This window comes from Lysinibacillus sp. GW823-FHT02G10 (assembly GCF_058797135.1).
Window position 1 is genome coordinate 1 of the sequence record NZ_JBXAJI010000003.1, and the last position, 21,234, is coordinate 21,234.

Below are 21,234 nucleotides of genomic sequence, written 5' to 3' on the forward strand. Positions count from 1 at the left end.
GCCCTCCGTTAATGTTCGGCTTTCCCAGCTCACAAGTTCACATAATAGGGCACGTAGTTTTTCGGGTGTATCCCACATAAAAGTATTCATGATTTTTTCTCCTTTTACTCCCATTCGTTAGAGGTACGATTAACGAACTTCTAGTGTTTCTTCACTTTTGCTATCTGTAGCAGCAGTCGCCGCTTTCTTTAATTTCAATTGATAAAAAATCATACAGGCAATAAAGAAGCCAATCCCGTATAGTAAACCAATCCTTTGCGTTGGATCAAACGCTAAAAATACTAAAATTAAAACACAAAAGATTATACAAAATACTGGAATCAACGGGAATAGTGGTGTTTTAAATTTTAGATCAGCCACATTTCCTCCCGACTTCACATAGCGATAACGGAACATTAACTGAGAAGCACATATCCCCATCCATGAAATTGTGACAGATATACCTGCTACCGACATTAGTAATACAAATACAGCATCAGCTTCCATTACACTAGTTAATAAAGATAAGAGTGAGAATACCATCGTAAAAATAAGCGCATTTAAAGGTACTTTATTTTTCGTTAATCGACCAAATAACTTGGGCGCCATCCCCTCTTGTGACATGGAAAATAATAAACGTGTTGATGCATATAAACATGAATTACCGACTGATAAAATAGCTGTCAAAATAACAAAGTTCATGATACCAGCTGCATATGGTACACCAGCTAAATTCATTAACGTGACAAATGGACTTTCCATAAGCCCAAGCTCTGATGCTGGGAATATTGCCGATAATACAATAATGGAAGCAATATAGAAAACGATGATTCTAAATAGAATTGTACGAATCGCTCTAGGAATATTTTTTTCAGGGTTCTCGGTCTCCCCTGCTGCAATACCCACCAGCTCTGATCCCTGATAAGAAAAAATTACATTCATCATTGTGACAAAAATAATCGTAATACCTGCTGGGAATAAACCAGAAGGTGCTAAATTTGTGAGATGTGGAGTAGGACGATCTGCCAATGGAATTAAACCAAAGATTGCTGCTCCACCAATAATGATAAATGCAATCACTGCAACAACTTTTATACTAGCAAACCAGAACTCTGCTTCAGCAAAGCCCTTCGTTGTTAAAGCATTTAAGACAAATAAAAGAACCATAAACACAGCACACCATATCCAAATTGGTACACTTGGAAACCAATGCTGCATTAAAATACCTGCAGCCGTAAATTCAACGCCTGCTGTGGCAGCAGATCCGACAAAATACATCCAACCTAATGAAAAACCGGCTGAAGGACTAATGAAACGTGTTGCATATGTTTGGAAAGAACCTGTAACAGGCATGTAAACAGCCAATTCCCCAAGACAATTCATGACCATAAACAAAATTAAGCCACCAAATAAGTAACCAATCAGTGCACCGCCGGGTCCTGCCTGGTTAATGGTATAGCCTACATTTAAAAATAAGCCTGTTCCAATAACACCCCCAAGTGAAAGCATTAACAAGTGACGACTTTTCATCGAACGCTTTAATTGATTATTGTGAAGCTGATCCCCTTTATTCAACATCCATCCCTACTTCCCATATAATGTAAAAATATTAAATATTCTGATATTTTAAGAATGAAAGTACCCAATCAATTTTCTCTTTTAAATTGATTGGGTATTGTTAGATTTACTTAAAAACGTAATGATAAACAGCTTAAACCACCATCGTGTTTTCTAAATTCAGACATATCAAGTTCAATTGTTTGATAGCCAAGGTCCAGTAATTTACGATTTGTTTCTGGATAGCCAGCTGGAATAATAATATAATCATTTACTTGAATACAGTTAGCTGAATATTCATCCTCTTTAGGAATCACGATTTTTTCGTAAGATTCAAATGCAGGATGATCGACAAATTCACCAGCTAGCACCATACGATTTTCCCCAACATAGGCAATTCCAGTTTTTAAGTGGAAGAATTCTTTTAATGGAATAATAGTTGCTTCATAACCTTCTAGTTCAACAATCTCTTTAAATTGCTGAGCGCCTTCTTCATTTGTGCGCTCTGAGATCCCTACGTAAAACTTTTTCTCTGCTTGTAGTACATCTCCACCATCAAGTGTGCCAGAACCTTTAATATAGTAAATTTTTTCATAGAATTGCTTTACAGCTGGTTCGATTTCTTCAATTTCGCGGTTACGAGCTGCTGCTCCAGGATTCGATATAATAGCAAATTCAGGCGTTAATACAGCTGTATCCTCTACAAATGTTGAATCTGGAAATGCTTCATTTGCTGGTAATTGTGTAACTTCTACACCGCATTTTTTTAAAGCCTCTACATAATGTTCATGTTGTTCAAATAATTTTTCTAAAATCGGCTTTCCTAAATCACTAGTTGTTAAACCGTTTACAAAACTATTTCCTGGATTTTTAACAATAACATTTTTAAACATATTCATCTTCTCCTTTATCCTCTTACTACTGGGCAAGTTAGGCAAGTCGGCCCACCTGTTCCTTTAACAGTAATTTCATCGCCTTTATATTCGTACACAGTTGCTCCAGCATCAAGTAGCTGTTGCTTTGTTTCTTTGTTGCCTTGAGGAATCACACATACCCTTGGTGCAAGCGCTAAAACATTACAGCCTAACGAATCGTATTCATCTTTAGGTACTTCTACTAGCTGGATGCCACGCTCAATTAGCAGTTGTCTGAAAAATACTGGCATTAAACGCGAATGCACAACAGCTAAATCTCGGTCTACCATACTTATGAAAGACATTAAATGTAAACATTCAGCTTCACCAAGATCATGTGGTAGTTGTACAACTATAAATTCATCTACCATATCGGCTGTCATTTCCTTTAACTGACGAATGGCTTCATCGTTTGTTCGATAACCTCTACCCACAACGAGCGTTCGATCATCTAGCCAAACAATATCTCCACCGTCTGAAACTGCCTCTCCAGTAAGTTCACCAATTATTGGTATACCTTTTTGCCGTAAAAAGTCCTTGTATACTGCTGCTTCTGGTTGTCTTAATTTTTTGCCTGATTTCAGTATTATGGCACCATTTGGAGTGAATTTAACTGGATCATGTGCATAAAGAGAATCTAATCCTACTTCATCTGCTATAGGCAGATATTCAATAGTCTCAACATACTTTCCAAGAATCCCAATAAATTCAGCGTATTCGCTTAGAGCTTCTTCATAATTAGGCTCAGATAAGTAGTTAAATGTTTTCCATTCCTCACTAAGATGTGTCTGGCTTCGGAAAGCATCTTTTGGATCTTTTACAATAACATGTTTCAAAGGCGCATACATTGATGAACAATAATGCATTCCTTTCACCTCATTTCCGTGTAGTGGAAAACGTTTCCGTTAAGAGGAAAGTTTATATGAAGAATATATTCGTTTTATGCTATACTGTCAATATATTTAGAAAACTTTTATTTTTCTTTTAATCTAGATTGCGTTCACCCTTGGAAAAAATGCTGTCGTTTATTAAAGAAGCCTTAAAGGATCCTTTTGTAGCTTTCGTGTATTAAAATAAGCATTTGTTTAGACTTCTGATTTGTACGGGAATATTGGAACTAGACGTAGATGGAGAATAAAAATAAAATAGGATGAAGGGAGGTGGGACAAATGCAATTATTAGAGCGGGCGATGACAATTGCCAAGGTTTTAGCTGCTGATGCAAACGACAGTAGCTTGTCCATTTCAGAGCTTTCTACAAAATGCGATTTACCGCTAAGTACTTTACATAGAATTTTAAAAGCCATGATTAAACAAGGGATGATTGAGCAAGATGAACAGACTAAATATTATCGGCTTGGAACCATATGGATGGAACTTGGCTTACAGGTGTATGATACGATGGATTATATTAGCAAAATCAGACCTGAGTTAGAACGATTAGCCAGGGAGGTTGAAGAAAGTGTTTATTTAAGTAAACCAGCTGGATTAGATACGATTATTATAGAACGGATAGACAGTGCAGCTAATCCGATTCGTATTTATGATCAGTTGGGTATTCGCATACCTATGCATATCGGAGCGGCCAATAAGGCCATACTTGCCTCAATGTCAGCGCTACAATCCAAAGAAATTCTAGAGCAACTAGTAACTAAAGATGAAATGGCCGAATTAGAGGAGCAGCTTCACCAAATTCGACAACAAGGCTATGCAATAAGTCATGGAGAACGAACTGCAGGTACTTCCTCCATTGCTGTCTCTGTTTTAGATGGTTTTGGTGAAGTGATAGGAGCAGTCAGTATTGGTTTTGTAAACTTTAATGTCTCTCAAGATCATATTAATACATTGATTGAGCGATTAGTTGATACTGGTAGACGTGTATCGCTGAAACTTGGTTATCGAGGAAAAGGATAGGAGAACTATTCCCCATTAAACTTCTCTACTTTTCATAAATGTTTTATGTCTGTAAAGGTTTTTTTCTTGAAAGGTTATGTGAAAACTGTTGCACTGAACGCCATCGTATGTTAAATTATTATGGTATGTGAAATACCGAACTGAAATAATAATCTTTCAGCATCAACAGTAAGGAGGGAATACAACATGCCAAAACAATGTGTAATCACTGGACGTAAAGCTCGTACTGGTAACAACCGTTCCCACGCTATGAACGCTAACAAACGTACTTGGGGTGCTAACCTTCAAAAAGTTCGTATCTTAGTTGACGGTAAACCAAAACGTGTATGGGTTTCTGCTCGTGCATTAAAATCAGGTAAAATCGAGCGCGTTTAATCGCTGCTTCTAAAAAATCGATTTCGCATTGAGCGCAATCGATTTTTTTCTTGATTAGTATTCTAGAAGAAAGTAAAAAATCCGACTAACACTAGTCGGATTTTTTTACTTTCTTATCTTTTTTAAATAGGTTAATACACGTACGCGTGATACTACTCACGAATTTCGGCAATTGGAACGTATATACTTTCAGGACTCTCTCCCCCTTACGCTAATCTATGCTTCTTATCATTAAACATATGCCTTGCGAGAAAGATATAGACCCTGAAGTTCCTATTATTTCATTACTTGTAAATCGAGATGTTCCTAAGGAAATTTCCTCATTCGTTGTTTCATATTTTACTTGTCGTAATGTTACACCTTGAATAGGCTCCTCGTGAGCAAAAAAAGACAAGTATCGGTATCGATCATCTGCATTAATTGTATGTGTACCTGGTAGTAAAAATTGCAACATATTAGTATGATTGATTATCTTTAACTCAATTTGAGGATGCTCTTTTTGTAACCGATAAATAGAACGAACAGCTGCCTCGTAATGATCTAAACGCCCACCCGTCACACCTGTCAAAATAATTTCTTGTGGTGCAAACGTATAGGCTTTAAGCAAAGCTAAATCTGTGTCTGTTTCATTTTTCTCTTCTTGAAAACGTTGTTGATCATTGGTTTGTGCCATTACTTGTCGATATTCTTCATCCGTTAAAGAATCAAAATCACCAACAATAGCATGGGGCGTAATTCCTTGCTCAATTAAATATAAAGCGCCACGATCAGCCCCGATAAACACAACATCCTGTTGTTGCTGAAACGATGAAAATGAACAAAGCTCATTTTTTGGACCACCTGCACAAACAACGACTGTCGTCATCCTTTAATCGCTGCCTCACCAGCTAGTAAAATCTCTTGAAGAGCAGCTGTTCGATCTTCTTTACTATAGATAGCTGACCCAGCTACAAAAATTGTCGCTCCAGCCTGTGCACATGGCACAATTGTTTCAGCAGTAATACCACCATCAATTTCAATGGCAATATCTAAGCCTCGCTCCTTAATTATTGTTGATAATGCTTCAATTTTAGGTACAACAGAATGAATAAATTTTTGTCCACCGAATCCAGGATTAACAGTCATTAATAATACCATATCAATATCTTCTAAAATGTGTTGAATTGATTCTATCGGTGTATGTGGATTTAATACGACACCCGCTTTTACACCAAAAGAACGGATTAATTGAATTGTTCGATGTAAATGACGACATGCTTCTACATGTACTGTAATATAATCTGCTCCAGCTTTTGCGAACTGTTCAATATACTGATCTGGATTTTCTATCATTAAATGCACATCTAATGGTAACTTCGTTAATGGACGGATAGCATCCAATACAATGGAACCAAATGAGATATTCGGTACAAAGTGACCATCCATTACATCAATATGAATAAGTTGTGCACCTGCTTGCTCTACTTCCTTTACTTCTTCACCTAACTTTGCAAAATTTGCTGCTAAAATTGATGGTGCTATTTGTATCATCATTAATACCTCGGCTTTCGATCCATAATTTCTTGCATAAATTGTTCATAATGCTTGTAGCGGTAGTCTCGAATTTCCCCTGCTTCTACTGCTGCCTTTACTGCACATTTTGGCTCTTTCAAGTGTAAGCAACCTCTAAATTTACAATCATCCGCTACTCTAGCCATTTCAGGAAAACATACACCTAATTCTTCTTTCTCAATTTCGTCAAAATCAAAGGAACTAAATCCAGGCGTATCTGCTAATAAACCATCACAGACCTCTATCAGTTCAACATGACGAGTAGTATGTTTACCCCGTCCTAAGCTTTGGGATATAATACCCGTTTTTAAGTTCAACTCTGGAATGAGCGTATTAAGCAAAGTTGATTTCCCAACGCCCGATTGGCCAGCTAAAACGGTGGTTTTTCCCTTTAAAATAGGACGTAACCGTTCTACTAATTCTTCTTCATCTTTATATGTTTGCAAAACTGTATAGCCCATGCTTTCATAATCTGCTATATAATTTTGTAATTCATCACGTTCATCATTTTCTAGCAAATCCATTTTTGTTAAACAAATAATAGGATGTACATGGAAGGATTCTAACACAACTAAAAATCGATCCAGTAAAATGGTATTGAAATTCGGTTCCTTTACAGAAAACACCAAAATACCTTGATCAATATTAGCAATTGGCGGTCGTACTAATTCATTTTGACGCTCAAAAATCTTTTGTATTGTCCCATCAGAGCCTTCAGTTTCCATTGTATACTCTACAATATCACCTACGAGTGGGGATTCGCCACGATTACGAAATACCCCACGTCCTCGACATTGAATCAGTTGATGTCCATCAAATACATAATAATAACCACTTAATGCTTTTCTTATTTGGCCTTGCGCCATCCAATTCCTCCTTAATCGACATCATTATAATTAACTTTGCCTTCTAAAATTATTTCTGAGTCACGAATTATTCTATAACTCGCATCTTTGCCATCTTCAATTGTAAGCTGAATGTTGTATGGCGTATCACTTAAAATTTCAAATACTTCAACAGGTTCAGACAATGTATGATTTTTATCTTGAATTTCAATTCGAATATTTTGAGCTATTCCCTCTTCTGTAGGTTTATACTCAATGACTACAGGAATGACACGTAGTTTATCGGGCTGTTTTGCTGGCCCTTTACTTATTACAACCGATATCATAGAACCTTCTTCTACCATAGTACCCGCTTTTGTCAATTGCGAAATTACACTGCCAGCTGGGATGGTTTCATGATGTTCTTCACGAGATATACGCCAATTGAGACCTGCTCTTTTCACATAGTCATCCATATCAGCTTTCGTATAATTTACAACATTTTCAACCCTTACCATTCTAACTCCTTGGCTAACTTTAAACGTGATTGTTTCTTCTTTCGCTACTACCTCAGAATTTGGTGGTATGCTTTGTTCAATAATTCTTCCTTCTGGCTCATTAGAAGGGACATCCTCTTTTATTACATCTTTATACTTTCCTTTTATTAAAGCTTCAACTTGACTATAATTTTGTCCAACATAATTATCAACAGTCGTCATCTCTACACCTAAACTAACGATTAAGTCTACCTCTGAGCCTTTTTCACGTAATGAATTTTTTGATGGGTCCGTTTCTATAACTTTCCCCTTCTCTATTTCCTCATGATTTCGCTCCTGATGCTCTTCACCAACAACAAATCCATCTGCTTCTAATTTTTTTGTCGCTTCCTCTATTGTTAAATTTGCTACATCTGGTATAGCCACTTTTTTCGGGCTAAATAAATCTTTTGCAAAAATAAAGAATAAGAAAATGACAACCGCTGCAATGAATAGTCCTGCAACATATTTGGGCCAATTTTTCTTCTTTCCCTTTACAGGAACTGGCTTTTCTACAGGCTTTTTAGGTTGTGGTTGAGAAGGTGCTTTAGCTTCCATAATCGGTTCAATAACTCTTGTTTTAGTTAGATCTTCGTCTTTTTTATGCATCTGCTCTTTAATGATGGGAATAGCTTTCGTTACATCATTATCCACAGGTATGACAAATTTGGGATCGTTGATTCTAGATGGTGTTAGTACGGTTTCCAAATCTTCATACATTTCTTCCACTGTAGTATAACGATGGGATGAATCTTTGGCAGTAGCCTTTAATACTACATTTTCCAAGCTTTGGGGAATCGTTGCATCAAAAGCACGGACAGAAGGCGTTTCGGCTTGTAAATGCTTAAGTGCTATTGAAACAGCAGATTCACCAGAAAATGGAAGTTCACCTGTTAATAATTCATATAACACAATACCGAGTGCGTAAATATCTGATTTGTTTGTAGCTGTACCGCCGCGAGCTTGCTCTGGTGATAAATAATGGACTGTACCAAGCACAGAATTTGTTTGAGTAAATGATGTAGCACTTAACGTCATGGCAATACCAAAATCCGTAATTTTCACATTACCTTCCGCATCCATTAATATATTTTGCGGTTTAATATCACGGTGGATAATATGGTTTTCATGGGCATTAGCAATGGCAGACGTTAATTGCTTCATAATATGCACACTTCTAGCAGGAGAAATTGGTGCAAATTCTTGTATGTACTGCTTTAATGTTTTTCCTTGAACATATTCCATCACAATATAGTGTAGATCTCCATCGTCACCTACATCATAAACACTAACAATATTTGGATGTGTAAGACTTGTAGCAGACAGTGCCTCACGTTGAAAACGTCGATGTAATTCATCCTCATTGGAAAAATCATAGCGTAATATTTTAATGGCTACATCACGATTTAAAATCATATCGTGTGCTAAATAAACATTGGACATACCTCCGCCACCAATGAGTTCTAAAATTTTATAACGGTCACTAATTCTTTTACCTACAAGCATTCTTACACCTCCTCATCCTTTTTTGTTAATAGCACGAGGGAGATATTGTCTTCTCCCCCGCTGGCATTTGCTAATTCTACAAGTTTACGTCCCTTTTCCTTAATGGAGTCTGGATACGTAATTATCGATGCCATTTCATAAACAGTTAGTTTATTGCTTAATCCATCTGAACAAATGAGTAAATACGATTCTGATGCTAAATCTACTTCATAAAAGTCTGGTTCGATTGTGTCCTCTGTCCCAACCGCTTTTAAGATGAAATTTTTCTTTGGATGTGTCAAAGCCTCTTCTTCGCTTATCTCACCATTTTCGACCAAGACGTTCACATATGAATGATCTCTTGTTATTTGTTGTGCACCATCTTCAAAGAAATAATACACACGACTGTCTCCCACATGTGCAATGAAGCAATGTTGTTCTTCGATTAACACTGCAATAAATGTCGTGCCCATTCCTTTACAGTCTTCATGTGATAAAGAATAGTCATATATTGTTTTATTCAATTGCTTAACTGTTTGTAATAACCATTCTTTTTTTGATGTTGTGGATACAAAATGATGTGTGTCTGCCTGTAAAAAAAAGGATTCCATTTGTTTGATTGCCATATCACTTGCTACATCACCAGCATTATGACCACCCATGCCATCCGCTACAAGTGCTAGTGCAAGTCCATCTGGACGTTTAAAGAATGCAGCACGGTCCTCATTAATGGATCGTTTTAAACCAATATCACTTTCGACTGTGTATTCCAATACTGGTCACCTCGTTTCTTCAGATCTCTCTTGTGCACGTAATTGACCACACGCAGCAGCGATATCTGAACCTTGCTCTCGGCGGATCGTTACGTTAATACCATTTTTCTTTAATGTTTTTTCAAAAGCAAAAATTTGACTACGAGATGTACGAACATAATCACGTTCTGGTACATAGTTTACAGGAATTAAGTTGACATGACATTTAATTCCTTTAATTAAAGCAGATAGTTCCTCTGCGATTTCTACTGAATCATTTTCACCAGACATCAGCCCATACTCGAAACTCACTCGTCGACCTGTTTTTTTTGTATAGTATCGCACAGCTTCCATTAATTCTTCCAATTTATAAGCACGGGCAATTGGCATTAGCTTTTGACGTGCTTCTTGGTTTGGCGCATGCAGAGAAACGGCAAAGTTAATTTGTAATTGTTCATCTGCAAACTGGTAAATTTTAGGGACAATACCCGATGTTGAAACTGTGATATGACGTGCTCCGATATTTAAACCTTTTTCATGATTGATCACTTTTAAGAAGTTCATCATTGCATCATAGTTATCGAAAGGTTCACCAATACCCATAATGACAATATGAGATACTCGCTCGCCCAATTCATCTAATGTTTGCTGCACTTTGACAACTTGCTCCACAATTTCCCCTGCTAATAAATGTCGCTTCAAACCACCTAAAGTGGAAGCACAAAACGTACAGCCAATTCGGCAGCCTACTTGTGTTGTTACACAGACAGAATTTCCATATTCATGGCGCATTAAAACAGTTTCTATTGAATAGCCATCTTGTAATTGGAATAAAAATTTAATGGTACCATCTTTAGATTCTTGTTTAATAATGGTTGATAGTGTGGATAATGCAAAATTTGCAGTTAGTTTTTCGCGTAATCCCTTTGAAAGGTTTGACATTTCTTCAAATGTCTTTACACGTTTATTATACAGCCAGTCAAAAATTTGAGCAGCACGGAAAGGCTTTTCGCCATTTTCCTTTAGCCATTCTTCTAATTGATGAGGTTGTAACGAATAAATGGATTCTTTTAAATTTGGCTTTTCTTTTTTTACACGTCGAACGGGCTTTTCTTCTGCTTCTTCGACTAAATCGTTAATACGTTCATTAAATTTCTCTTGATCCACCATTAGTTGGATTCTCCTTTTTTACGAAAGGCGGCGACAAAGAAACCGTCACTGCCAAAGTCTTGTGGAAAGACTTGAAGCATGCCATTAGCTTGCTTTTCCGCTAATTTTGTTGGTAAAGATTCTAGTTGTATAGCTTCCATTTCTGGATGTGCTGTTAAAAAGGCTTTCACAGTGCCTTCGTTTTCTTGTATGTCTACTGTACACGTACTGTATACAAGCTTACCATCTGTTTTCAAAACTTTCGTTGCTGCATCAAGTAAAGCTAATTGGATTTTTTGAAGACTTTCTAAATCTTCTTCTCGCTTTGTATATTTAATATCTGGTTTACGTCGCATAACTCCTAGTCCACTACATGGTGCATCGACTAAGATAGCATCAAAAGACGCTGCTTGTAAAAATTCTGGTGCTTTCCGTCCATCTATTGGGGCTGTTTCAACAATATCAAGCCCTAGACGCTCTGTATTATGGTCGATTAAATCTAATTTATGTGGATGAAGGTCTGTTGCTAAAATAGACCCTTCATTTTTCATTATTTCGGCAATATGTGTTGTTTTTCCACCAGGTGCCGCACACATATCCAAGACACGCATACCTGGAGATGGATTTAGCACATTAGCAGGTATCATTGAACTTTCATCCTGAATAGTAATCATACCTTCTTTGAAGGCTTTTGTACGAGCAGGTTGACCGTTTGTAATGTATAAGCACTCTGGTATAACGTCGCTTTGATTAGCCGTTAATCCTTCTGCCTCTAACTTGGCAATTGCTTGCTGAACAGTTGCTTTTGTCGTATTAACACGCACAGTCTGCACAGGCGGTCTATTATTTTCATGCAACATTTCAGTCGCTACTTCAAAACCGTAGTTATCAACAAATCTTTGAACTAACCACATTGGATGACTTGTTTCTATTGAAAGGCGCTCAATTGGATCTGCTATGTCATCTGTTGAAGGGACTCCACTGCGTAACACGGATCTTAATATGCCATTGACCATAGAAGCGATTCCACGATGCCCTCGACGCTTGGCAATTTCTACTGCTTCGTTTACTGCAGCGTGTGGAGGGATACGTGTTAAATAATGGATTTGATACAACGAAATTCTTAATAACCAGCGAACCCAATGATCAATTGAACCACGAATAAATGGCTCTAAGTAATAATCAAGTGTCATTTTATGCTGTAAAGTTCCATACGTTATTTCAGTCAATAAAGCACGATCTTTTGCTTCAATTTTATGCCGTTTAATTGTTTCATTTAGCAATAAGTTGCTATAAGCCTGATTTTTATCAACTGCTAATAGAATTGACAATGCGGCATCTCGTACATTGCCATCCCAAATCACTACACTTTTTTTACTCATTTAAATTGGTCCCCAATCTGTAATTTAGAACCTGTCCCACGTAAATATTCCTCTGCGGTCATGCGCTTTTTACCAGCTGGTTGCACATCATATAATGCTAAAGTTGTCCCGTTGCCAGCTGCTACCTCAAAGTGATCTTTATCAATGGCAACCACTGTACCTGGATTAGCCTCATGCTTACTTTTGCCAATCGTTGCCCACCAAATTTTAAAATTACCATCCTCAAAAGTAGTATAAGCAACAGGCCATGGATGAAGACCGCGCACTTGATTGTATAAAGTAATAGCATCGTTGGTCCAATCAATCCGTTCTTGTTCCCTTGAAATATTACTTGCAAAGGTAACTTGTGCTTCATCTTGAACTGTACGGTTATTTGTACCATTTATAATAGAAGGAAGTGTTTCCTTAAGTAATTCACAGCCAACCATACTTAGCTTATCAAAAAGTCCACCAGTATGATCATCTTCTTCAATAGGGATCGCTTTTTGAGAGATAATATCTCCCGCATCAAGCTTTTCTGCCATATACATGATTGTTACTCCTGTTTCTTTTTCACCATCCATGACGGCTTGGTGAATCGGAGCCCCTCCACGATATTTTGGTAATAGGGAGGCATGGACATTAATGCAGCCTAGAGCCGGTGCATCTAATAATTCTTTTGGTAGTATCTGTCCAAATGCTGCTGTTATTACTAGATCAGGCTGTAAAGCAAGAATCTGCTGTAACTCCTCGGAGCCACGCAATTTTTCAGGTTGAATAATTGGCAAGCCAAGTTCCAAAGCCGTTGCCTTTACTGGCGGCGGTGTTAATACTCGCTTACGCCCAACTGGACGATCTGGTTGTGTTACAACTGCTTTAATAGTATATCCTTCATCATGTAGCATACGCAAAATAGGTGCGGAGAAGTCAGGTGTCCCCATAAAAACGATAGATGTCATTTTATTCCTCCTCTTCAGCGTACATTTCTTCTAGTTCTTCTGCTGTGACAATACGCTTGATTTTTGAATCGAAAAGCACACCATCTAAATGATCAATTTCATGTAAAATCGCACGGGCATCAAAGCCACCTGCCTCTAATTCATAAACACGTCCTTCACGATCACATGCTTCAATTTTGACATAACTAGGACGTTCCACTTCTCCATATAACCCTGGAAAGCTCAAGCATCCTTCAATATCTACTTCTGCTCCGTCCGTTTCAACGACAGTTGGATTAATCATTTCTAAAATATCACGTTCTTCACCTAGTTCAACAATTGCTACCCGTAACCCTACGTCTATTTGTGGTGCCGCAATTCCAACGCCATCATATTCCACCATAGTGTCATATAAATCATCAAGTAATGTAATAATTTCATCATTAATTTCTGTCACTTCAGCACACGGTGTGGATAGTACTTTTGCAGGATTTTCAATTACTTTTTTTATAGCCATTATTATTTCCTCATTTCTGCTTTAAAGCTAGTGCACTAGCTAATTGATACTTTTATTAAAAATCGTGCTATTATTACACGCTAACTATATAGTAGACGGATCTAAATCTACCGTCATTAATATTCCTTGTTTAATCCACTCTGCTCTATACATAGCAAGTAAACGTTGTAACACGGGAATTAGATTTGGTTCAATTTTATATTTTATCAAACATTGATAACGATATCTATTTTGGAGACGAGCAATACTCGCAGTTGTTGGTCCTATTATTGCTACTTGATTCGATAAGTTCCCTCGTAACCAATCAGCCACTCGACCAGCATATTCAGCAGCCATCATGACATCTTCATGGGATAATTGAATAAGAGCTACAAAATAATAAGGTGGATAGTTTGATCTGCGACGTAAAAACATCTCACGTTCATAAAATGGTTCATACTCTTGTGTTTTAGCTAATTCAATTGCGTAATGCTCAGGTGTATACGTTTGAATGATGACTTCACCTAGCTTGTCATGTCTCCCAGCTCGGCCACTTACCTGTGTTAATAGCTGAAATGTTCGCTCTGCTGCGCGGTAATCAGGTAAATGTAAGGATGTATCAGCACTAAGTACACCGACTAGCGTAATATTTGGAAAATCCAGACCCTTTGCGATCATTTGAGTACCCAGCAAAATATCTGCATGCCCTGCCCCAAATGTCTCCAATATTTCTTCATGTGCCCCTTTATGCTTCGTAGTATCTACATCCATACGTAATACTCTTGCCTCAGGAAACAACTTATACAGCTCCTCTTCCACCTTTTGTGTACCTGTACCAAAATAACGAATATGATCACTTTGACATTGCGGACATATTTGTGGAACATGTTCCTCGTAACCACAATAATGACATTTCAATTTTTCAGTTGTTCGATGATAGGTTAATGAAATATCGCAATTTGGACATTGGACAACTGTTCCACAATCTCGGCAGAGTACAAATGATGAATAGCCGCGACGGTTTAAAAACAGCACCATTTGTTCTTTTTTCTCAAGTCTTAAACGGATTGCTTCTATCAGTGATTGGGAAAACATCGAACGATTACCTTGTCTCAGCTCTTCACGCATATCTGCAATAAAAACAGTCGGCAAAGCCTGATGTAAAGCACGGTGTTTTAAGGAGAGTAGCTTATATACTCCCTTTTTAGCTCTTGCAAATGATTCTAATGCTGGTGTTGCACTCCCTAAAATAATAGGACAGTTATAAAATTCGCTACGCCAGATGGCTACATCTCTTGCATGATAACGCGGTGAATCTTCTTGCTTATAAGTTGATTCATGTTCCTCATCCAATATAATAAGCCCTATATTCGTAAAAGGAGCAAAAATAGCTGAACGAGCTCCAACTACGACCTTCACTTTGCCTTGTTGGATTTTACGCCATTCATCATATTTCTCCCCTACAGATAATCCACTATGCATCACAGCAACCATCTCACCAAAGCGACTGCGGAATCGTTCGGTCATTTGTGGAGTTAAAGAGATTTCAGGTACCAACATAATGGCTTCTTTTCCTTCTTCTAATACCTTTTGAATAGCCTGCAAATAAACCTCTGTTTTGCCACTTCCTGTTACACCATGTAATAAAAAGGTTTGCGCTATTTGCTGGTCCATAGCTGTAGTAATAGCTTGGAGAGCAACCTGCTGCTCACTCGTTAATTGTAAGGCATGTGTACGTGAAACTTCCTTCGTAAATGGATCACGAAATACTTCCTCTTGAATAAATTGAGCAGCTCCTTTATCAATTACTGCCTCTAAAACTGAAATAGAGACCCTTGCTTCGTCACAAATTTGTTGGGGAGTAAAAATCTCTCCTAAGTGTTGGCACATCCATTGCAGTAATAGCCGTTGTTTAGCTGCTCTGGATGATTGCTCTAAAGCACGTTCAATAAGTTGTTGGTCTGCTGTTATTTGAACCATTCGAATTTCTTTCACATTTCCCTGTTGCTTCACAACATTTTCGATTGAAACAATGTTTTCTGCAACCAATTGCTTCAAAAGGGGTAGTAAACCTGCTCGCTCAAATTCTTTAAAATTTGCTCGTTGACGCTTCCCGAATATAGCCTGTACCTCTAGTGGCAATTGTTGACCTTGTTGTAGCTTAATCATTTTTTCATACTTGGCTCGAAGTGCAGATGGTAACATCACTTGCAAGGCATCTATTTCATAGCAAATCGTATCGCTCTTCAACCACTTCGCCATTCGCAACATCTCTTCTGTCAGGACTGGCTCCATATCTAAAATTTGATTGATTGCCTTTAGTTTATTTAACGGTACATCTGTTTCTTTCTTCAATCCAACAACAAAACCCAGGACATTCCTTGGACCAAATGGCACTTTAACACGACTTCCTAACTCGATAACACTAATCCATTCTACAGGTACTTGATAATCAAATGGACGGTCTACATGGTAAGTAGAGACATCTACAATGACCTCTGCTATCAAGAAGCTCATTGTTCCTCACCCTTTATAATATATGACCATAATGTCTGAGCAAAAAGTTGTGGGTTAATTGTAGCCAAAAACTGTCCGTTAAGCTGCGCTTTTTCACTAAAATCAATCCATCTCTCAGAAAGTATATTAAGCATTGGAGTTCCTTGCACTTTTTGTCCGAAAGTGATCGCTTTTATGCCTTCTACCGAAATGATCGGCGTTTCCTTTATAGTCGGCACATTTGCTGCATGGATCAATATTGCCTGAGGGTATTGGTTTTTATAAGCTTCCAGTTGCTGTATAGCATCAAACAAATTAGAATTTTCTATTTCAATTACATGTGCGCCCAGCATTCTTGCTTCATGTGCTAAAGCTCGGCCTATGGCTCCATTTGCCTGTGGACTAATTACATGCTGTTCATCCAATGGTACATGTAGGGCACCCGCAGTCACTATGACTGTTTTATCTGTTAGTGGTTTAGTTTTTCCAGAAAAAAAATCTTGTACAAGTGCAGTGATTTTTTCTGGCTCCTCTAGACGGCCCTTCCCGACATAGCCACATGCTAAAAAGCCTTTGGAAGGCTCAATAAATTTGTAGCCATCAGCTGATAGCCTATCCAAATTACGTTTTACCGCTGGATGGTCATACATGTGTACATTCATGGCTGGTGCAATCCATACAGGTGCTGTCGTAGCAAGCAGGGTTGTTGTGATCATATCATCTGCTATACCATTGGCCATTTTTCCTATTATATTTGCTGTAGCGGGCGCTACTAAAATTAAATCAGCCCAGTCTGCTAAGTCTATATGAGCAATCACACTTGAATCTTTTTCATCAAACGTGTCAAAATAAACATCATTTTTGGACATCACTTGAAAACTTAATGGATTTACAAACTGTCTAGCAGAGGCTGTCATGATGACTTTTACATTGGCTCCTGCTTGTGATAGCTTGCTTACGAGTGCCACAGCTTTATATACGGCAATCCCGCCTGAAACACAAAGTAAAATATTTTTATTCATGCTAGGTGTCGTCCTTTCAAATGATAAGCTCCCAAAGAAGGATTCCCTGGGAGCTTTCGGCATTCTGTATAATTAAAATCTACTGCTAACTAGACTAGCATGCATGTAAACATAGTAAAGCTCTTTACATGATGTTAGATTTCGTCCTCATACACAGTTGACTCATCCTGTGATACTTTCGTAAGTACACCTGCCGCTACTTCTTCAAGTGCTTTCCCAACATATTTATGGGAAACATACTTGTGTAAGCGTTCTGTGTCTTGCTCTTCTTGCATTTGGCGAGCACGTTTAGAAGCAAGGCTCACTAATGAATATTTTGAATCGATTTCTTTTTTTAAAGCGTCTACTGATGGGTATAGCATTGTTTTATTCTCCTCTCAACATTGACAAATATCTTTTTTCAACACGTTCTCTACGACAATGCTCGGCTTTAATAATCGCATTTATACGATCACAGGCATTCGTCACTTCATCATTTTCCACAACATAATCATACAAGCTCATCATTTCAAGCTCTTCACTTGCAGTAGCGATTCGTTTGGCAATGATATCCTCCGTTTCTGTCCCACGTCCAACTAAACGATCTTTTAATTCCGTTAAACTTGGAGGGGCTAAGAAAATAAATAAGGCATCTGGTGCTTTTTTACGAATTTGTGCTGCACCCTGCACTTCGATTTCTAAAAATACATCACGACCTGCATCAAGTGTTTCATTTACATAAGCTAATGGTGTTCCATAATAGTTACCGACAAATTCAGCGTGCTCTAATAAGCCACCTTGTTCGATTAACACTTCAAATTCATGACGTGTCTTGAAAAAATAGTCTACACCATCTACTTCACCTTCGCGAGGATTTCGTGTTGTCATCGAGATGGAATACTCATAATTCGTATTCGGCTGAGAAAATAATTCTTTTCGCACTGTCCCTTTACCTACACCAGAGGGGCCAGACAGAACAATTAATAATCCACGTTCTTTTATCATTTATTCTCTATATCTCCCTTAATTTATAACAGACACGTGCAAGTTATTCGATGTTTTGCACTTGCTCACGCATCTTTTCTAAAATTGTTTTCGCCTGAACAACAGCAACCGCTGCTTCTGTAGATTGATTTTTTGAACCAATCGTATTAATCTCGCGATGTATTTCCTGCATTAAAAAGTCCAATTTACGCCCAACCGAAATCTTTTCAAGTAATGTTTCCTCCAGCTGATTGAAGTGACTATCTAACCTGTCTAATTCTTCGGAGATGTCTACTCGTTCTGCAAAAATTGCTACTTCCGCTAGTAAACGATCTTCTAGCAATGTGCCGTTTGCAACTTCATTAATTCGCTCTATTAATCGTGTACGATATTTTTCAACAGCAAGTGAAGAACACAAACGAATTTGATTGACTTGCTCCTTTAACTGTTCTTTATATTGTACAACAACCTCTTGTAATTCTTGCCCTTCACGCTCACGCATTTGAACGAGCTGTGAAATCGCTTGTGAAATCGCTTGTTCAACAGCACTGAGCAAATCCTCTGGTGTAAGCTGGGGTTTTTGCTGTACAAGTGCCTGCTCTAACGATAAAAGTTCTTGCATCGTCCATTTTTCTTCAAGTGGTACTTTACTTGCTAATTGCTCTTTTGCCTTACGATACGCTTCAATTAATGACCAATTAATCTCAATAGATTGCTCTACGTTCTCTAAGTCCTTCACATATACCATCACATCAATTTTGCCGCGTGACAAAGCTTGAGAAATTAGTTTCTTTGCAAAAATTTCAGCTTCAAGCCATTCTTTCGGAAATTTTGCGTTAATTTCTAAAAAACGATGGTTGACCGAGCGCATTTCCACGGTTAATTGAAAGTCTCTAGTTGTTGTGACACCTCTGCCAAAACCAGTCATACTACGCACCAAGGTTCGTCACACCTTTCTTTGCATACTGGGATTATTATAACATAAGCTTTGTCGATTATGACGACTCTCCAAAAAAATTTGGTTAAAGTAAAAGCTAATTCTACCACAATTGAAGCTATATTTTAATATTCACCTAAAAAATGCTATGATAAACATACCAAAAGAGTATTTGCGAGCTTAAAAATAGTGCATGCAGATACATTAAGAAAAAAATACGAAAGTACCAAGATGCTTGATATCGTTGGAAAGAGGAATTCATATGGCATTTGATGGCTTATTTACTTATTCAATAACTGCCGACCTACAACAGCTAGTCACTGGTCGGATTACCAAAATACATCAACCCAATGCACAAGAAGTTATTTTACATGTGCGAGCGAACGGAAAGAATCATAAATTACTGTTTTCCATCCACTCTTCTTATGCACGTGTACACCTTACTGAACAGGTGATTGAAAATCCAGCAGAGCCGCCAATGTTTTGTATGCTTTTGCGTAAGCATATAGAGGGTGGTTTTATTGCTTCTATAAAACAGCGTGATTTTGATCGCATTATAATAGTAGAAATTGAAAGTAAAAATGAAATTGGAGATCCAATTGTAAGAGAAATACATGCTGAAATTATGGGTAGACATAGTAATCTACTGTTGATTGATCAAGAGCAGGGAAAAATTATTGACAGCCTAAAACATCTACCGCCTTCAGTCAATAGCTTCCGTACTGTACTACCAGGGCAACCGTATATTGCACCACCCGCACAAAACAAATGGAATCCTTTAACGGTGACAGATGAAGAGCTAACAGCATTTTTTGCTGAAGGGAAAACCTCTAAAGAGCTAGTGCAACAATTAGCTGGTTTTTCACCTCTTCACGCGGAAGAATTATTGTATCGAATGAAGACGACTTCAAATACGCTAGTATGTTTCAAGGATTTTATGGCCTCCTTTGCGAACGGTGGAATGAAGCCTATGTACGTACTCTTCAATCAGAAAGTATACTTTTCCCCTATCGAATTAACGCATTTGCATGATGGGGATATAACAAGCTATCCTAATGTCCATGAGCTTCTTGATCGTGTATTCTTTGCCCGTGCAGAGCGAGATCGTGTAAAACAACAAGCAGGCGATTTAGAGCGCTGGCTACAAAATGAGATTGACAAATTAGCTTTAAAAACAAAAAAGTTAACAAAGGATTATGAACGTGCCTCCAAGCTCGATCAATTCCAACTATATGGTGAGCTATTAATGGCTAATATCTATGCCTTTGAAAAAGGAGTTAAGGAAGTTACTGTCACAAATTACTATAGTGAAACTGGCGAAGAAATAACCATTCCAGTAAGCGAACGTAAAACACCTATTGAAAATGCCCAAAGTTATTATACAAAATATACAAAGGCAAAAAATGCCCTGGTCATGGTTCAAGAGCAGCTAGAAAAAACTACTGATGAAATTTCTTACTTCGAAATGCTTGCACAGCAAGTTCAGCAGGCTTCTCCTGGAGATATTGAGGAAATTCGTGAAGAGCTAGCAGAGCAAGGTTACTTAAAACTACGTCATGCGAAGAAAAAGAAAAAACAAGCGAAACCTGAACCAGAGTGCTATGTTTCTTCTACAGGTGTAACAATCTCTGTTGGAAAAAACAATAAACAAAATGACATGCTGACATTCAAACTAGCAAAGCGGACTGATATTTGGTTACACACAAAAGATATTCCTGGATCTCATGTTGTCATTCATTCAAGTGAACCCGATGAAACGACATTGCGAGAAGCTGCCACTCTAGCCGCCTATTTTTCTAAGGCCAGAGAATCCTCTTCTGTGCCTGTAGATTATACCGAAATACGACAGGTCAAAAAACCAAATGGTGCCAAACCTGGTTTCGTCATCTATTTTGAACAAAAGACACTGTATATTGACCCGGATGAGGCAGTCATTTTACAGTTAAAGAAACAGTCATAAAGGAAGAAACCGATACAAATAGTATC

Annotated in this window: 21 protein-coding genes; 3 read left to right on the forward strand and 18 right to left on the reverse strand. The window is 37.8% G+C overall.

Going from position 1 to position 21,234, the window contains the following annotated elements:
• Window positions 1-129: 129 nt before the first annotated feature.
• The 3 genes from AC1RFD_RS12325 to AC1RFD_RS12335 form a co-directional block, all read right to left on the reverse strand.
• Complete coding sequence (locus tag AC1RFD_RS12325) at window positions 130-1,557, reverse strand: amino acid permease (RefSeq protein WP_054549887.1); 1,428 nt, start codon at window positions 1,555-1,557, stop codon at window positions 130-132.
• Window positions 1,558-1,667: 110 nt separating this feature from the next.
• Window positions 1,668-2,429, reverse strand: coding sequence for a dimethylarginine dimethylaminohydrolase family protein (locus tag AC1RFD_RS12330; protein WP_081010999.1), 762 nt, complete (start codon window positions 2,427-2,429; stop codon window positions 1,668-1,670).
• 14 nt (window positions 2,430-2,443) lie between these two features.
• Window positions 2,444-3,316 (reverse strand): dimethylarginine dimethylaminohydrolase family protein, encoded by an 873-nt coding sequence (locus AC1RFD_RS12335; protein ID WP_054549885.1) that lies wholly within the window; start codon window positions 3,314-3,316, stop codon window positions 2,444-2,446.
• 303 nt (window positions 3,317-3,619) lie between these two features.
• Between AC1RFD_RS12335 and AC1RFD_RS12340 the strand changes: the two genes are divergently transcribed.
• Both AC1RFD_RS12340 and rpmB read left to right on the forward strand, forming a co-directional pair.
• Window positions 3,620-4,363 carry an IclR family transcriptional regulator gene (locus AC1RFD_RS12340; RefSeq protein ID WP_048395357.1) on the forward strand — a complete coding sequence of 248 codons (744 nt, stop codon included), beginning with the start codon at window positions 3,620-3,622 and terminating at the stop codon, window positions 4,361-4,363.
• 186 nt (window positions 4,364-4,549) lie between these two features.
• Window positions 4,550-4,738, forward strand: coding sequence for a 50S ribosomal protein L28 (gene rpmB, locus AC1RFD_RS12345; RefSeq protein WP_004227417.1), 189 nt, complete (start codon window positions 4,550-4,552; stop codon window positions 4,736-4,738).
• A 91-nt stretch (window positions 4,739-4,829) separates the two neighbouring features.
• Here the strand turns inward: rpmB and spoVM are convergent, their stop codons facing one another.
• The 15 genes from spoVM to AC1RFD_RS12420 all read right to left on the reverse strand — a co-directional run bounded on the left by spoVM (window position 4,830) and on the right by AC1RFD_RS12420 (window position 19,251).
• On the reverse strand, window positions 4,830-4,931 hold the full coding sequence (gene spoVM, locus AC1RFD_RS12350) for a stage V sporulation protein SpoVM (RefSeq protein WP_099805045.1): 102 nt from the start codon (window positions 4,929-4,931) through the stop codon (window positions 4,830-4,832).
• Window positions 4,932-4,949: 18 nt separating this feature from the next.
• Complete coding sequence (locus AC1RFD_RS12355) at window positions 4,950-5,603, reverse strand: thiamine diphosphokinase (protein WP_326141154.1); 654 nt, start codon at window positions 5,601-5,603, stop codon at window positions 4,950-4,952.
• The gene (gene rpe, locus AC1RFD_RS12360; RefSeq protein WP_048395360.1) at window positions 5,600-6,268 is read right to left on the reverse strand and encodes a ribulose-phosphate 3-epimerase; all 669 of its coding nucleotides are present in this window, start codon (window positions 6,266-6,268) and stop codon (window positions 5,600-5,602) included. The genes AC1RFD_RS12355 and rpe overlap by 4 nt, the downstream gene beginning before the upstream one ends.
• A gap of 2 nt (window positions 6,269-6,270) precedes the next feature.
• Complete coding sequence (rsgA, locus tag AC1RFD_RS12365) at window positions 6,271-7,155, reverse strand: ribosome small subunit-dependent GTPase A (RefSeq protein ID WP_048395362.1); 885 nt, start codon at window positions 7,153-7,155, stop codon at window positions 6,271-6,273.
• An 11-nt stretch (window positions 7,156-7,166) separates the two neighbouring features.
• A complete protein-coding gene (gene pknB / locus AC1RFD_RS12370) occupies window positions 7,167-9,155 on the reverse strand; it encodes a Stk1 family PASTA domain-containing Ser/Thr kinase (protein ID WP_048395364.1) in 1,989 nt (662 codons plus the stop codon).
• 2 nt (window positions 9,156-9,157) lie between these two features.
• Window positions 9,158-9,907, reverse strand: coding sequence for a Stp1/IreP family PP2C-type Ser/Thr phosphatase (locus AC1RFD_RS12375; RefSeq protein WP_054549883.1), 750 nt, complete (start codon window positions 9,905-9,907; stop codon window positions 9,158-9,160).
• A 6-nt stretch (window positions 9,908-9,913) separates the two neighbouring features.
• On the reverse strand, window positions 9,914-11,056 hold the full coding sequence (gene rlmN / locus AC1RFD_RS12380) for a dual-specificity RNA methyltransferase RlmN (RefSeq protein WP_048395368.1): 1,143 nt from the start codon (window positions 11,054-11,056) through the stop codon (window positions 9,914-9,916).
• Window positions 11,056-12,417 carry a 16S rRNA (cytosine(967)-C(5))-methyltransferase RsmB gene (gene rsmB / locus AC1RFD_RS12385; protein WP_066037830.1) on the reverse strand — a complete coding sequence of 454 codons (1,362 nt, stop codon included), beginning with the start codon at window positions 12,415-12,417 and terminating at the stop codon, window positions 11,056-11,058. The genes rlmN and rsmB overlap by 1 nt, the downstream gene beginning before the upstream one ends.
• Window positions 12,414-13,355, reverse strand: a complete 942-nt coding sequence (gene fmt / locus AC1RFD_RS12390; protein WP_103117565.1) for a methionyl-tRNA formyltransferase — start codon at window positions 13,353-13,355, stop codon at window positions 12,414-12,416. The genes rsmB and fmt overlap by 4 nt, the downstream gene beginning before the upstream one ends.
• A 1-nt stretch (window position 13,356) precedes the next feature.
• Window positions 13,357-13,851, reverse strand: coding sequence for a peptide deformylase (gene def, locus AC1RFD_RS12395; protein WP_004227388.1), 495 nt, complete (start codon window positions 13,849-13,851; stop codon window positions 13,357-13,359).
• Window positions 13,852-13,935: 84 nt separating this feature from the next.
• Window positions 13,936-16,347: a primosomal protein N' gene (priA, locus tag AC1RFD_RS12400; protein WP_492474941.1), complete on the reverse strand. Its 2,412-nt coding sequence runs from the start codon at window positions 16,345-16,347 to the stop codon at window positions 13,936-13,938.
• Window positions 16,344-17,348, reverse strand: a complete 1,005-nt coding sequence (coaBC, locus tag AC1RFD_RS12405) for a bifunctional phosphopantothenoylcysteine decarboxylase/phosphopantothenate--cysteine ligase CoaBC (RefSeq protein WP_492474942.1) — start codon at window positions 17,346-17,348, stop codon at window positions 16,344-16,346. The genes priA and coaBC overlap by 4 nt, the downstream gene beginning before the upstream one ends.
• Before the next feature lie 134 nt (window positions 17,349-17,482).
• The gene (gene rpoZ / locus AC1RFD_RS12410; RefSeq protein WP_004227380.1) at window positions 17,483-17,710 is read right to left on the reverse strand and encodes a DNA-directed RNA polymerase subunit omega; all 228 of its coding nucleotides are present in this window, start codon (window positions 17,708-17,710) and stop codon (window positions 17,483-17,485) included.
• Window positions 17,711-17,714: 4 nt separating this feature from the next.
• Entirely contained in the window at window positions 17,715-18,332 is a 618-nt protein-coding gene (gene gmk / locus AC1RFD_RS12415; RefSeq protein ID WP_004227379.1) for a guanylate kinase, read from the reverse strand.
• A 43-nt stretch (window positions 18,333-18,375) separates the two neighbouring features.
• Entirely contained in the window at window positions 18,376-19,251 is an 876-nt protein-coding gene (locus AC1RFD_RS12420; protein WP_054549878.1) for a YicC/YloC family endoribonuclease, read from the reverse strand.
• A 259-nt stretch (window positions 19,252-19,510) separates the two neighbouring features.
• Here AC1RFD_RS12420 and AC1RFD_RS12425 point away from each other — a divergent pair, with 259 nt between their 5' ends.
• Window positions 19,511-21,208, forward strand: a complete 1,698-nt coding sequence (locus AC1RFD_RS12425; RefSeq protein WP_054549877.1) for an NFACT RNA binding domain-containing protein — start codon at window positions 19,511-19,513, stop codon at window positions 21,206-21,208.
• The last annotated feature ends 26 nt before the right edge of the window (window positions 21,209-21,234 follow it).